The organism is Streptomyces sp. NBC_01261, from assembly GCF_036226385.1.
GTDB lineage: Bacteria > Actinomycetota > Actinomycetes > Streptomycetales > Streptomycetaceae > Streptomyces.
Window position 1 is genome coordinate 3145613 of sequence record NZ_CP108463.1, and the last position, 13786, is coordinate 3159398.

The following is a 13786-nucleotide window of genomic DNA, read 5'->3' on the forward strand; positions in this document are numbered from 1 at the left end:
TCAACTGCCCGTCAGCACCTCCGCGACCGCCCGCAGGTTGACCCGTCCGCGCCCGTAGGAGCAGAGGGCACCGCCCTCCGGCAGTCCGGTGTCGACCAGTACGGCGTCAGGTCGCCGGGCGGCGAGCGTGTCGCGCAGTCGGGCCTGCCAGGGGTGCAGGCCGGCGTCGGAGGTGGCGACGACCAGCGGGGCGCCCCTCCGGACGATCCCGTCGACGAGGGCGGCGAGCTCGGCAGGTTCCGTGTTGAGCGCGGTGCCGGTGGCCGTGGGGTCGATCGCGCGGAGTTCGGTGAGGAGGTCCTCGCCGCCCCAGTTCAGGGCGGGGTGCGGGGCCGGGAACAGGTCGACGACGTGGGCGCCGCGTATCGGCGAGAGGAAGCTCCGGGTGCGTACGGCGCGGCGGGCCGCCTCCAGGCCGGCGTCCGCGTCCCAGGCGGTGACCGTGCGGCGCGGGGTCGCGTACCGCTCGGCGAGCCGTCGTACGCGCCCGGCCGCCTCCCACACCCGCTCCTCGGGCAGCACCTGCGCGTGCAGCGCGTCGAGCACGGCGTCCCGGCAGGCCAGGGTGACGTCCAAGTCCGGTACGGCGACGATGACTTGGTCCGCTCCGGCGGCGAGGGCGATCCGGGCCCCGGCGGCTTCGCCGTACGCGTCGGCGATCGCCTTCATCTCCAGGGCGTCGCTGACGAGGACGCCGTCGAAGCCGAGTTCGAGGCGGAGCAGATCGCCGAGGATGCGGCGGCTGAGGGTGGCGGGGCGGTTGGCGTCCAGGGCCGGGAAGACGACGTGGGCGCTCATCAGCATCGGCACGCCCGCGGCCATGGCGGCGCGGAACGGTGCGAGGTCGACGAGGAGTTCGTCGTACGGGCGCGGGTCCGTGGCGACACCGTGATGGCTGTCGGTGATTGTGCCGCCGTGGCCCGGGAAATGCTTGGCACAGGAGGCGATGCCGCGGACGTCGGTGGCGGTGATCCAGGCGCGCAGATGGCGGGCGGCCAGGACGGGATCGGCACCGAAGGAGCGGGTGCGCACGATCGGGTTGCGCGGTTGGTGCTGAAGGTCGGCGACGGGTGCGTACGAGGCGGTGATGCCCAGTGTGGCGAGGTGACCTGCGAGCGCGTCGGCGCAACGGGCGGTCAGGGCCGGGTCGTCGACGACTCCGAGGGCGTAGGAGCCCGGGACGTCCGGGGCTCCGGCGTTCACCAAGTGGCCGATGTCGCCGCCCTCGTTGTCGATCGCCACGAGCAGGTCCGGGCGGATGGAACGGAGTTGGTCGGTGAGCCGGCGCACCTGCTGAGCGTCGCGCACATTGCGGGTGAACAGGATGACCCCGCCGAGGCCGCGGTCGATGAGCCGCTTGAGCGGGTCCGGCACCGTCGTCGCGCCGTCGAACCCGGCGACCAGACAGCGGTGGGCCGCCTCGTCGAGGTCGACGGGCAGGGCGGTGACGGCGGCGGACGTACGCTCGGCGTGGGTCATACTGGAATTGAAATGGCTCGATCAACCTAAAGTCAACAAACCGATGGATTGTTGATTCAGGCAATGATCTGGGGTGGTGGCGTGGGTGGTGGAGCGGGCGGTGACGTGGGCGGTGCCACAGATGAGGCCGATGGTGCGCCCGGTGCGTTCACCCGGGCCCTTCAAGCCATTCATGCCGTCCGCGTCGCCCAGCCGCCCGCGCCCCTTCCGCTGACGGACACCACGACGTCATACCGGACGGGAACGTTTCGCAACGTGTCCCTGCTTCCGCTCGAAGAGATCCCCGGGCCGCTCCCCGTCTCCACCGCCGGCCCCGACGCCACTCCGACCGCCCCCGTCCCCTTCCGCCTCCCCCGCCTTCCCTCCGCGGCACGCCTCGCCACCAGGATCCTGACCCTGCTGCCCCTGCTGCTGATCGCGGTGTGGGCGGCGGTCGACTGGCGCGCCATGTACGACGGCACGGCCCGGCTCGCCTCCGCCGACCCCTGGTGGCTGCTCGCCGCGTTCTTCTTCACCTGTCTCGGCTGGGGCACCGCCGCCCTCGTCCGCCAGGGCGCCGTGCCCGAGCGGCTGCCGACCGGCCTGCTGATCGCCTCGCAGTTCGCCGCCGGCGCCGCCAACCACGCGCTGCCGGCCAGCATCGGCGCCCACGCCGTCACGCTGCGCTTCCTCCAGGGCCGCGGCATCCCCCTCGCCCGCGCCACCGCCTCGCTCGCCCTGTACTCACTCGTCCGGCCGATCGCGAAGACCATCGTGCTCATCGCCTTCCTCATCGCCTTCCCCGAGATGCTGAGGTCCGGCCAACTCGTCCCGCGGGGCTGGTCGTTGGTCCTCGCCTTCGGCGGGCTGGGGGTCGCGTTCGGCACGGCCGGCCTGCTCCTGGCCGTCGTCCCTCCGCTGCGCCGCCCGGTCCTCCGCTGCTTCCGCACCGCCCTGACCGACGTACGGCAGCTGCACACCATGCCCAGCCGGATCCTCGCCCTGTGGGGCGGCGCGGCCGCCGCGCCGGTACTCCAGGCGACAGTGATCTTCTCGGTCGGCGCCTCGCTCGGCATGCCGCTGTCCTGGCCGCAGGTCGTCCTCGCGTTCCTCGCCGCCAGCACCGCGGTCGGCGCGGTTCCCGCACCCGGCGGGATCGGTCCCGTGGACGCGGCGACGGTGTTCACGATGGTCGCGTTCGGCGCCCCCATGGACGTGGCCACGGCGAGCGTCATCGGCTACCGCGTCCTGACGGTGTGGGTGCCGTTGCTGCCGGGCGCGTTGATGCTGTCGGCGCTGGTCCACCGGAAGGTGCTGTGACCGGCATCCCCCTGTACGGCGACATCCCCTCGGCCGTCGAAATCCCCTTGTACGGCCACCCGTCCGGCGTCTAGCGTCGCTGCTCATCGGCGTGTGGCTCAGCAGCAGAGCACCGGGCTCTTATCCCGGAGGACGCAGGGGCAGGACCTGCCACGTCGGCTTATGAATGACGACGCTGACCAGCAGCACCTCACCGCGAACCCCGGCTATGCCCAAGGGCAGTTGGCCAAGGCCTTCACGACCGCGCTGACCCACGAGGACGCCGACACCCGCCGTCGCGCGGAGAGCCGCGTGACGCGCTGGCGTGCCGTGCTCGCGGGGATGGCCGGCGGCCTGCTGTCGATCGGTTCGCGCACCCCGGTGGCCGGACTCCCCGCCTGGGTCACTCCCGAGGTGGTGCACGGCGGCTTCGCCACGGGCACCCCGGGAGCGGGCGGCCCGCTCCAGCCGTACGAGACGCGGCTCGCGGAGCGGTTCGGCGTGCCCGCGGACCGGCGGGCGCTGTTCGCGCACTGCCTCACCGACACCGGACTCACCTGGCTGTGGGGGCAGTTGAACAGCGGGCGGTACGAGGTGACCGTGCCCGAGGAGGGCGCGCTGCTCACCATGGCGTGGCTGGTGCGGCACGGGCAGTCGGCCGCCGCGCTCGACCTGGTCGCGGAGTTGGAGCCGTTCGCGGATCAACTCCGGTTCCTGCCGCGCCCGTCGACCGGTCGGCCCGCGTCTGACGTCACCGACGCGCTGTACCGCCGTAGCGTCTCCGACACCGTGGACCGGCTGGTCAGGCGGCGCCCCGACGCGGCCGTGGAGACACAGCGCGAGGCACTCGCCGTATGGCAGCCGTTCGGGGACGAGTTGCTCGTCCACTGGCTGGAGACGGCGGGCGGGGAGGACGCGCGGGTGCTCGAACTCGTCCCGGATGCCGACTGGTTGGAGCGCGGTGCCGGTCTGCTGAGCCGATACCGGCTGCTGGCCGGGGAGCACACACGCTGCGGGAAGCACCGTGATCCCAGGGAGAACCTGGGCATTCTGCGCGGCGCGCTCGAAGAGACCGTCGCCGGACGGGCGTTGGACGCGCGGCGGCTCGGGCTGCTGCGGCACGCCGTCACGTCGATGGTGCGGCGGCGCGGCCTGCCGGGCTCGGCACCGCACGCGGAACTGCGCCGCGTGCAGCGGGCCCAGGCCGCACTCCCCTCCCACTACGCCCTGGCGCACGTGGTGGTGGGCCGGCTCGCCGGACTGCCCCAGGAGTCGGGCATCGCCGACCTCGCACCCGTACTCGCCCCGGTCTCCGAGCCGGAGCAGCGGGAGAGCGGCCTGCCCGCCGGTGCCCAACTCCCGCTCGCCATACGCCGGGTGGTCGAGGACGCGCTCAGCGCACCGGTATCCACCCTCGTGGAGCGGGGAGTCGTCCCCTCGGCCGAGGTACTCGCGCAACTGGTACCGCGGTTGGTCGCCGTCACCACCGCGCGGACCTACGACGACGAGACGCTGCGGACACTGATGGCCGCGAACTACCGCGCGTTCCGCAACCGCCGTTCGTTGCTCCTGCTCAACCTGGAGCGACAGGTCCGGATCGAGGAACTGCCCTGGGTACGGGCGGTGGCCGCGCAGCGTGGCGACGGAACTGCCGAAGCCGCCCTGCTGCTACGGCAGTTGGGCGAGCTGGCCGTGCGCGGGTTCCCGGGCACGATCCTGCCCAACCCGCTCGTGCGCGAACTCGGCGTGCTCGCCCGCCAGTCGGAGCTGGGCGCCCCGCTGGTGGAGGAGCTGGCCGCCGACATCTTCATGGACGCCTTCGGCCCCAAGTTCCTTGTGGCGGCCGGGATCGCGGGCGAGCTGCTCGGTGGTTCGCTGTACGAGCGGTACTACGGCATCGACTACGCGGCGATCCGGGAACTGGCGATCGCCGAAGGGACCGTCCAGGCGGGTGAGTCGGCGGGCCGGTCGGACAGAGCCGGGGCAGGGCCCCGCACCTCCCCGGGGTTCGCGCGGCTGTGCGCGGAGCGGGCCGCGGGGGCGTCCTCGGCTCCGGCGGGGCCGAAGTCCGGTTCCTCGTCCGGCTCCTGGGTGGCGGCGAACGGCAAGGTGATCGAGCAGTCCCAGATCCTGACCACGCACAACCTGGCCACCCTGGTCCACCGGGTCGGCATCGCCCCCGAGCCGGGGTGGGCGGATCTGGCGCGCCGCTGTTTCGGCACCGTGTGCCGGCTGACGGCCCGGGTGCAGCGCAACCCGTGGCCGTACTCCACGATCAAGGACGCGGCGTACGCCTGGCGGCAGTTGGTGTTCCACCTGTCCCTCTGCACGCCCGCCGAACAGCGCCGCGTGCTCGACGACCTGGACGCGGAGGCGGCCCGCCACGCTCCCCCTGTCGCCGCCCGCCTCGCGCCCGCGCTGACCGGGCTGCGCCTGGTCGCGGACGGCGGCACCTTCGCCCCCGACGGCACGGCGGACGGGGGCCGCGCCCGCCGACTCGTCGGCTGGACCACGGACGGCCACTGGCTGGCGACGGACCCAACCGCCGCAGAGACAAAGGGCAGTTGAGAAGCGCGCACGCCGACGGCCGCTAGGACCCGTCGGCCACCGCGCGCACCGCCGCCTCCGTCAGGGTCTTCGCGGTGCCTACGGCGCTGGTGATCGCCTCGTCGGGGGTGAGGCCGCACTGGTCGGTGAGGGTGAACAGGGCGTCCGCGGCCATGACCACCGCGAGACCCCGCTTGAGCTGGGTGAACGCCTCCGGGTCGGCCTCCCCGAGGGTGGCCGTCAGGGGGGCGAGGGCGTGGTCGATGAGGCCGAAGCGGATGCCGGGACGCATGTTCGCCGTGTCCGGACGGACGATCGTCGCGGCCATCATCGCGCGCACCCCGCCCTGCCGGGCCAGGGTGCCCCGGAGCAGGAACTCGCAGGCGAACGCGATCCGTTCGACCGGATCGCGGGAGTCGGCGACCGGGCCGAGCGCGTCGACGGGGTCGGGCCACACACCGGCCAGGGCCTCGCCGATCAGTGACGGCAGGTCGGGGAAGTAGCGGTAGGCGGTGGCCTCGGAGACCAGGGCGACGCGGGCGACCTCGGGCATGGTCACCTCGCTGCCCGTGCCGATCAGTCCGCGCGCCGCTTCGACGATCGCCATACGGGTGCGCTTCTTCTGGTTGCTGCGGCCCGTGTCCGTCTGTGCTGTCGCCATCGGTGCGTCACTTCCCCGTATTCGCTCGTCGCTGCCGTCCGTCTCCCTCACGTTATCACGACAAGCTCTCATTGTGAGAGTCTGCTTGCATAACGAGAGATGTCCGCCTACTGTTCCGAGGGCGCGCCACAGCGCGACGAACGCTCAACTCGCGCCACATACAAGGGAGTCGGCGATGAACGAGGTTTCCGTGGTCGGTCCGGACGACGGCGAGTCGATCCGGCTGGGCCCGGTCACGATGCGCATCCTGGAGGACGGCAGCACCACCGGCCACCGTCTCGGGATCGGCGAGATCACCCTCGCCCCGCACACCCAGGGCCCGCCGCAGCACCGCCACGCGCAGCACGACGAGGGCTTCTACGTCGTCTCCGGCACCGTGCACTTCACCATCGGCGAGACCGTCCACGTCGCCCCCGCGGGCACCCTCGCGATGATCCCGCCCGGTGCCCCGCACACCTTCGCCAACCCCGGCGACGAGCCCGTGGTGATGGTCAACACCTTCACGCCCGACCTGTTCGTACAGTACTTCCGCGACCTGCGGGACATGATCGCCGGCGGCCGGGAGTTCAACACCGAGTCGACGATCGAGACGATGAGCCGCTACGGCACGGTCCCCGCGACCGACTACGCCTGAGGCCCCGCGCTCGCCGCCTCACGGACCGTCCGTCAGGAGCCGCCCGAGTTCGACGGGCCGAAGAACTCGATCTCGGCGATGGCCACTTGCTTGCCCCCGGAGGCTCCGTAGGCGGACTCGATGGTGAAGCGGACCGACGTGACCGTGCCGACCCGGAAGGAGCGGCGCTGGGCGCCCGCGCCCTGGTCCAGGGTGAGTCGGCGGGTGATCTTCTTGCCGTCGGCCGTGGTGATCTCCGCCTCGATCCGGTGCGGGAGCGCCGACTGGCTGAGCTGGTCCGGGCGGGTGGACTCACCCGGGGTGATCATCAGGTCCAGCAGCCGGGTCGGCTCGTCGAACTTCGCCTCCAGCCACTCCCCCTTGCCCGACTGGGTCACCCCCGGCCCCCACCAGGTGTTGTTCAGCCGGTCGAAGGCCAGGTCCGGCTTGTGGCCCGGGAAGGAGCGGGAGGCGGTGACGCGGTCCGGGTAGACGGGGGCCCGCTTGGCGAAGTGGTCCTTCGTCGCGTCCACGCCACGCGGGATGTTGACGGCCAGCACGATCAGCAGGGTCAGCACGACCGCCGCGCCCACCCAGGTCAGCACCCGGTCGAAGGTACGGCGCAGCCGGGGCCGGTCGCCCGCCCACGGGATCTCGCCGTTCCGGAACGCGAGCAGCCGCCGCCACCAGGGCAGCCGGCCGGGGGCCTGCTCGTCGCCGGCCATGGGCATCGCGCAACGGGCGCAGTAGTGCCGGTCGGGCCGGTTGCCCGTCGCGCACCAGGGGCAGGGCACTCCGCCGACGGCGCCCGGTTCCACGCCGGGTGCCCGTACGGCCTGCGGACGCGCGGCGACCGGGCGGCCGGGCAGGACCGGGGCGACGGACGGCGCCTGGCGGGGCTCCGGGTCGGAGACCGGGACGAGGAGCCGCCGGGCGCGCTCGGCCTCGGATTCCGGTTCCGGTCGCGGTTGCGGTTCCGGGAAGGTGGCGGGGATCGGTGCGGTGGGCGCGGTGTCGGTGGTGGAAGGGGTGCGGGCGGTGGCGCCGTCGTGGTTCGCGTACGGCGCGTCGGGCGCGGGGGCCGGGGCGGGCGCCGGGTCCGTGCTCGGGTGGGGCGCGGGGTGGGTCGTAGCGGCGCCGGAGGCGCGAGGAGTCGTAGAACCGCCGGACGCCCCGGCGCTCGCCGGTTCCTGGCGGGCGCCCGCGCCGACCGCGTCGTAGGAGCCGCCGGCGGCCAGGGCGTCCAGGCGCAGGGACAGCGCGTCGAGTCGGGCGGCGGGGTCGTCCGAGCCTGAACTCCCTTGTACGGGGCGCTGGTTGTCGGACTGGGAGAGGGTGTCCCAGCGCGGTTCACCACCGGCGGCCGGGGCTTCCCCGGCACCCTGGGCGCGTTCGGCCGGGGCCCCGGTGCGGGCGCCCGCGCGGTCCGTCCAGCTGAGGACGGCGCCGCAGGCGTCGCAGAACGACTGGCCCGGTTCCGCGCGGGTTCCGCATTCGGCGCAGCTCTGGGTGGTCGTCATCTCTCGGGGTTCCTTTCGGGGAGCACGGTGGCGGTCACCTGGACCGTGTACGGCATGTGGGCGGGGCGGGCGGCCGCCACGAGGGCGTCGAGGCGGTGGGTGTCCAGGGTGGTCGGCGCCGGCAGCCGCAGGTGGACGTGCAGACGCGGGCTGCGTTCGCCGGGTACCGGGCCGAGCGGGCGGGCGCTCCAGTCGGCGGCCCCGCTCTCGGTGATCTCCGGTTCGGCACCGAAGGCGAGCCGCACGGCCTCGGCCAGTCCCCGCCGGGTGCCGCGAATACGGTGGAGGTACGTGGCGGCGGCTACGGCGGCCCGCAGCCGCTCCTCCGGTTCACTGCCGTCGGTCTCGGCACCGACCCAACTCCCCAGCCACTGAACGAAGTCGAGCGGTGCGAGCGACGGCCTGAAGTACGTGTCGAGGCAGTCCAGCACACTCAGGATCGGCGCTACGACCTCGTCGAGCCCGGCGACGAAACGCTGGGCGAGGTCGTCGTCGGCGAACACGGCGGGAAGCATGGCGCCGATCGGCGCGGAGGAGCCGAGGCCGTCAACTGATCCCCTCAACGCAGGCCTCCCCAAAGGCAGTTGCTGGTTCTCACGCGCCGTCTCCGATCACGCGGACGCGGTGGTCGAAGGAGAACACCAGGGACGGCCGCTCCAGGTCGATGCGGTCCGTGGGGTCGCCGCGCTTGCCGGTGAGCGGGTCGGCGGGGTGCAGGACGACCTCGTCGACCAACTCGACGCCGGGCACCCGCTGGAGCACCGCGAAGACCTCGCCGGACTGCACGGGGCGTCCGAACGGCCAGCCCTTTCCGTCCGAGCCGCCGGTGAGCGGGTCGAGGTGCCGGTAGAGGGCGTCGTGGGCCTGGCGGCGCACCCGGTCGGTGTCGACGCCTCGGAAGGCGTGGACCGTGGCGACGACGGTGACGCCCTGGTAGAAGGGCGGGCCGACCGCCAACCGGGTCCCGATCAGCCGCCGTTCGTCGAGATGCCGGGTGATGCGGTCCAACAGGGCGTCTCCGGGGACCAGTTGCTCGAAGCGGAGCCGGCCACCCGGGTCGGGCACGGCCTGCGGGACCACCAACACCCGTACGGCATACGCCCCGTGCTCCTCCTCGTCGCCCTCCAGGCAGGTGATGCGCGCGGTCTCGGGGGCGGCCCGGCGGGAGAGTTCCTCGTAGTCCCGGAGGGTGACCGCCCGCTCCTGGGCGCGCAGGGTGATCGGCGCGCGGGTCTTGGCCTCCTGGACGGTCTCGCCGTCCACTCCGCCGCGCGCGGCCTCGCGGTTGACGACCTCGGAGACGTACGGGATGGAGCTGCGCAGGATCTGGACCGCGCCGCGGGCCACGTTGCCGGCCCGGCCGCCGCCGGTGCGGTAGCGGCGGGCGCGGATCACCGAGCCCTTGGGGGCGACCCCGCCGTACTGGCGCAGGGAGCCGTCGGGTTCGCGGACGGCGGGTCCGAAGGCGAGTTCGCCGGTGGCCGCGTCGAGGGTGATGTGGCGGTCGTCGGGGCCGGAGGCGGCGAAGTGCGGGACGACCTGCCAGTCCGTCCACCCGTCGTGCTCGGCGGTCTGGAGGAGCAGGGGTACGGCGTCGCCGACGACCGGTGTGTGGGAGAGCCGCAGCCGCTGCCCGGGCAGGCCGGTGGACTCGCCGAGCGCCTCGTCGTAGACGGTGTCGGCGTGGACGACGCTGGTGGTGCCTCCGATGGTGAAGGCCTCGGCGGAGCGGACGGTCGGCGAGGTGGTGTAGAAGGGCTGGTCGGAGTGGGGTTCGGTGACGCGGCAGCGCAACCAGCCCGCTTCCTGGCCGCCGTTGCGCGACAGGGTGTGGCCGCCGGGGACGTGCAGGACGACCGCGCCGGGGCGGTTGAGGCCGCCGGTGCCGTCACGGTCCACCTCGCAGAGCTGCCAGCCGTCGGCGGTCCACGCCTCCCACACCAGGGGCGGTTGGCGCGGGTCGACGCCGACTCCGTCGACGCGGCTGTCGAGTTCGAGGGCGAGGGCGCAGTGCGGGACGGCGGCGGTGAGGCCGAACAGCATGGAGTCGCCGGGGTCGGGCGCCTCGGCGAAGCACATCACGTGATTGCCCTCGGCCAGGTCGTGGGTGCGGTCGACGACCTGCTTGCCCCGGTGCTGCACCACAAGATGCCGCAACACACTTGGCACGACGGCGAGTTCACGCTCCGTGGCGAAGACGACCGCCTCCTCGCCCTCGGTGCGCATGGTCGCCACCTCGGTGCCGAGCGGCACGTGCACCGCTTCCTCCTGGGGCGCCGACAGCCAGAACGTGACGTCGGTGCGGGCCGCGGACGGCGGGAAGAGCGTGATGCCGACCAGGTCGAGAAAGGCCAGGTGGTTCTTGTCCGGTACCCGGTTGAGGCGGTAGACGATCTGGTCGGCCATGTGCGCGACCGTCTCGACGAGGGTGACACCGGGGTCGGAGACGTTGTGGTCGGTCCACTCCGGGGCGCGCTGCTGGATGTAGCGCTTGGCGTCGTCGACGAACTGCTGGAAGCGGCGGTCGTCGAGGTTCGGGGAGGGCAGGGCCATCGGTCAGTTGTCGCTTTCAGCAGCCGTGCCGGGCGTACCGGAGGTGTCCGGCTCGTCGTGGGACGGGATGACGTAGAAGGGGAAGACGAGGCTGCGCGGGTTGTTGGTGCCGCGGATCGAGTAGCGGACGTCGATGTACAGCACGCTCTGTTCGGTGCCCGCGGTGACCTCGACGTCGTCGACCTCGATGCGCGGCTCCCAGCGGTCGAGGCTGACGTGCACCTCGTGCTGGATCCGGCCCGCGGTCTGCTCGTTGACCGGTGCGAACACCAGGTCGTGGATCGCGCAGCCGAAGTCGGGCCGCATCGGCCGCTCGCCCGGCGCCGTCGACAGGACGAGCCGGATCGCCTCCTCGACCTCGCGTTCCCCGCTGACCAGCGCGATGCCGCCGGTCGGCCCGATGCGCAGCGGGAACGACCAGCCGGAGCCCACGAATTGTTCGGCCATCAGACAACACCCGCCCGTTCCTCGCCCGTTGGGCCGCTCATGCCGGAATCACCATCGGGACAAGGCCGTTGAGGGTGACCACGCCCATGATCGGCACGGTGACGGCCCGAATCCCCACGTTGGCGATGGAGTTGATCTGCACGCTCGCGCCGCCGGTGAGCATCGCGTTGCCGAGCGCCTTCATGTTGAGGGCGCCCATCGCGTCCACCGTGATGGCTCCGGTGGTCGACTTGACGTTGACCAGCCCGCGCCCCTCGATGTTCAGCGGTCCGCCGCTTTTGATCGTGAGACTGCGCCGGGCGCTGAGGGTCAGATCGGTACCGGCCTCGACCGACACCGCGCGGCTGCCCTTGATGGTGACCTCGCCCTTGCTGTCCACGACGATCTCGGTGTTCGTCCGGTCCAGGGTGATGGTCAACTGCTTGTCCCCGGAGGCCAGTCGGACGCCCTGCTTGCGGCCGCCGGTCTTCTGGCTGAGCAGGTCCATCCGGTTGCCGTCCCGGTCGGAGACGGTGTGCCGGCTCGCCTTCTTCCGTACGGCGTCGTGCAGCGGCACGTCACCGACGACGGTCGGCTTGTCCTTGCCGTTGTAGAGCCCGCCGATCACGAACGGGTGGTCGAGTGCCCCCCGGTCGAAGGCGACCAGCACTTCGTCGTTGACGTCCATGGGGAAGATCCCGCCCCCGCCGAGCCCGCCCCACTGCACGGTTCGCGTCCAGTCGCTGACGTACGTGTCGTCCAGCCACGGAAACTGCAAGCGCACCCGCCCCTGCTTGAGCGGGTCGTTGACATCGGTGACCACGGCGTTGGCGACGCCGGGCAGCCGGGGCGCGGTCTCCGAGCCGCCCGAGGCGAGCCCGTACAGCGAACGCCACTGGCGTCCGCTGACCGTCACCCAGGTCTCGTAGTGCTTGCCGTCGCCGAAGACGTGCCGTACGGAGGTGGCCGTGTACTTGCCCTCGAAGGGCGAGCCCACGTCAGCGAGCGCGACCGGAACTCCCGGACGCAGCTTGGGATTTCCGCGCGCGACGACCTCCAGTTCGGCGAAGGAGGACGTCACGTCGTCGGCGAGGGCGGCGGCGGCGAACTTCACCTCGTTCTGCTTGTCGTACGGCGTGCCCGTCTCGACCAGCTTGGCCGTCTTGAACTTGCCGGCCGCCGCGCCCGGGGTGGTGCCGATGCCGATGCCCGGGTTCGAGGCGCCGGGCGAGGTGGCGGTGAGCTTCTTCTTCGTGGTGACGTCCCAGCCGCGCGCCTCGACCCTGCCGACCTGGTCGGCGGCGGTCACGGCGGCCCGCAGCCGCAGGATGTCGTGCCCCGCCTGGAGCACGAACGGGCTTTTGTCGCCATCGGTTTCGGGCGACGGAGCACCGGACGACGGCTTCGGCTCCACGAACTGGAACTTGCCGTCCGCGTCGACCGACATCACCATCTCGTTCTCGTCCGCGAGCCGGGCGAGAAAGTCCCAATCGGTCACATTGGACTGGGAGATGAACTCGTACACGGTCCGCGTGGACGTGATCTTCCCGATCGGCACCCCGTCCTGGGCGGCGAGTTTGCGGGCGATGTCGGACGCGCTCTGGTTGCGGTAGGCGGCGACCCGGCGCTGGCGCAGCAGCCGGTGCCCGAAGTCGTAGCCGCGTACGACGGTGAAGGTGCCGGTGCCGTCGTAGTCGGCCTCAAGTCCCGTGACTTCACCGGTCAGCAGCGGATCGGAGGCGCCCTGCCCGTCGGCGACCGGCGCGATGACGACCTTCGTGCCGAAGGTGACGCCGAGTTTGCCGAGGATCAGCCGGTACGGGTCCCGGAAGGTGAGCCGGAACGCGGCCGGGACGCCGACACCCTGGTCGACGTAGCTGTCGACGAGGTAACGGGCGTACTCGGAAGGGATCTTGGCGCCGCCGATCTTCACCTCGACGACGTTCGAGAACGCGGACTTCACCATCAGGAACGCACCTCCTCGGCGGCGGGCAGCACGAGTTCGACACCGTTCGCGAGCCGCGTCGGGTCGTCGATCCCGTTGGCCTCGGCGATCGCCCGCCACGCGGCGGAGTCGCCGTACTCCCGCCAGGCCAGCGACTGCAAGGAGTCCCCTGCCACGACCCGGTGCACGCGCTGCGCCGTGAGCGCGCCCGAAGTCGGGTTCTGGCCCTTGGTGTTGCTCGGTATCTCGTGCAGTTGGAGCCGGCAGGTGGCGCGGATGGGCACGCCGGTGGTGCCGAAGAGCGAGTAGGCGGCCTCGACGGAGGAGACGTAGGCGGTGAACCGGGCGGTGGAGAACGACCCCCACTGGAACACCACCCAGGGCGGTGAAGGCTGTTTGGCGGCAATGGACTTGGTGGTCACGTCGCAGCACGCGAGCAGGGACTCGACCTTCTTCAGAACCGAGTTGCTGGTGGGCTCGTCGGAGGAGTCGAGGAAGATCTCCACGCCCATCTCGCGCGGCTGCGAACCCATGAACTCCGGGAGGGAGCCGTCCCGTTCGATCTGCGCGGGGGTCGTCTTCCACTGGGCGCGGCGGGTGAGCGACAGCTGCGCCGGGTTGAAGTCGAAGGCGAAGGTCTTGATGAGCCCGCCCGGGGTGGTACTCCCCCCTACCGGCGGCTCATGAATGGCAAGGCTGGCACGGACAAGGCTCTTGCCGGCGCCCCTGCTGGTGGTGGCCATGGTCTTGCTCTCCCTTCCTCC

General features: G+C 72.1%; 11 protein-coding genes and 1 tRNA gene. 4 read left to right on the top strand and 8 right to left on the bottom strand.

What is annotated here, in order from left to right; genetic code table 11:
- Positions 1-1479, bottom strand: a complete 1479-nt coding sequence (locus OG226_RS13615) for a glycoside hydrolase family 3 N-terminal domain-containing protein (protein ID WP_328677390.1) — start codon at positions 1477-1479, stop codon at positions 1-3.
- Positions 1480-1734: 255 nt separating this feature from the next.
- Here OG226_RS13615 and OG226_RS13620 point away from each other — a divergent pair, with 255 nt between their 5' ends.
- From OG226_RS13620 to OG226_RS13630, 3 genes are all read left to right on the top strand, one after another.
- Positions 1735-2778: a lysylphosphatidylglycerol synthase transmembrane domain-containing protein gene (locus tag OG226_RS13620; protein WP_329349111.1), complete on the top strand. Its 1044-nt coding sequence runs from the start codon at positions 1735-1737 to the stop codon at positions 2776-2778.
- Between the two features lie 87 nt (positions 2779-2865).
- Positions 2866-2937, top strand: a tRNA-Lys gene (locus OG226_RS13625).
- 3 nt (positions 2938-2940) lie between these two features.
- Entirely contained in the window at positions 2941-5325 is a 2385-nt protein-coding gene (locus OG226_RS13630) for a hypothetical protein (protein ID WP_329349112.1), read from the top strand.
- Between the two features lie 22 nt (positions 5326-5347).
- Here OG226_RS13630 and OG226_RS13635 read toward each other — a convergent pair whose 3' ends face one another.
- Entirely contained in the window at positions 5348-5965 is a 618-nt protein-coding gene (locus tag OG226_RS13635) for a TetR/AcrR family transcriptional regulator (protein WP_328677393.1), read from the bottom strand.
- Positions 5966-6140: 175 nt separating this feature from the next.
- Here OG226_RS13635 and OG226_RS13640 point away from each other — a divergent pair, with 175 nt between their 5' ends.
- On the top strand, positions 6141-6599 hold the full coding sequence (locus OG226_RS13640) for a cupin domain-containing protein (protein WP_328677394.1): 459 nt from the start codon (positions 6141-6143) through the stop codon (positions 6597-6599).
- Between the two features lie 32 nt (positions 6600-6631).
- Here OG226_RS13640 and OG226_RS13645 read toward each other — a convergent pair whose 3' ends face one another.
- The 6 genes from OG226_RS13645 to OG226_RS13670 are packed head-to-tail and all read right to left on the bottom strand — an operon-like array spanning position 6632 to position 13765.
- Positions 6632-8098: an NADase-type glycan-binding domain-containing protein gene (locus OG226_RS13645; protein ID WP_328677395.1), complete on the bottom strand. Its 1467-nt coding sequence runs from the start codon at positions 8096-8098 to the stop codon at positions 6632-6634.
- Complete coding sequence (locus OG226_RS13650) at positions 8095-8661, bottom strand: phage tail protein (RefSeq protein ID WP_328677397.1); 567 nt, start codon at positions 8659-8661, stop codon at positions 8095-8097. The genes OG226_RS13645 and OG226_RS13650 overlap by 4 nt, the downstream gene beginning before the upstream one ends.
- Positions 8662-8692: 31 nt before the next feature.
- The gene (locus OG226_RS13655; protein ID WP_328677399.1) at positions 8693-10651 is read right to left on the bottom strand and encodes a putative baseplate assembly protein; all 1959 of its coding nucleotides are present in this window, start codon (positions 10649-10651) and stop codon (positions 8693-8695) included.
- A gap of 3 nt (positions 10652-10654) precedes the next feature.
- Positions 10655-11098, bottom strand: a complete 444-nt coding sequence (locus tag OG226_RS13660) for a GPW/gp25 family protein (protein ID WP_019062855.1) — start codon at positions 11096-11098, stop codon at positions 10655-10657.
- A gap of 37 nt (positions 11099-11135) precedes the next feature.
- Entirely contained in the window at positions 11136-13043 is a 1908-nt protein-coding gene (locus OG226_RS13665) for a VgrG-related protein (protein ID WP_328677407.1), read from the bottom strand.
- On the bottom strand, positions 13043-13765 hold the full coding sequence (locus tag OG226_RS13670; RefSeq protein WP_327400575.1) for a CIS tube protein: 723 nt from the start codon (positions 13763-13765) through the stop codon (positions 13043-13045). The genes OG226_RS13665 and OG226_RS13670 overlap by 1 nt, the downstream gene beginning before the upstream one ends.
- Positions 13766-13786 lie beyond the last annotated feature (21 nt).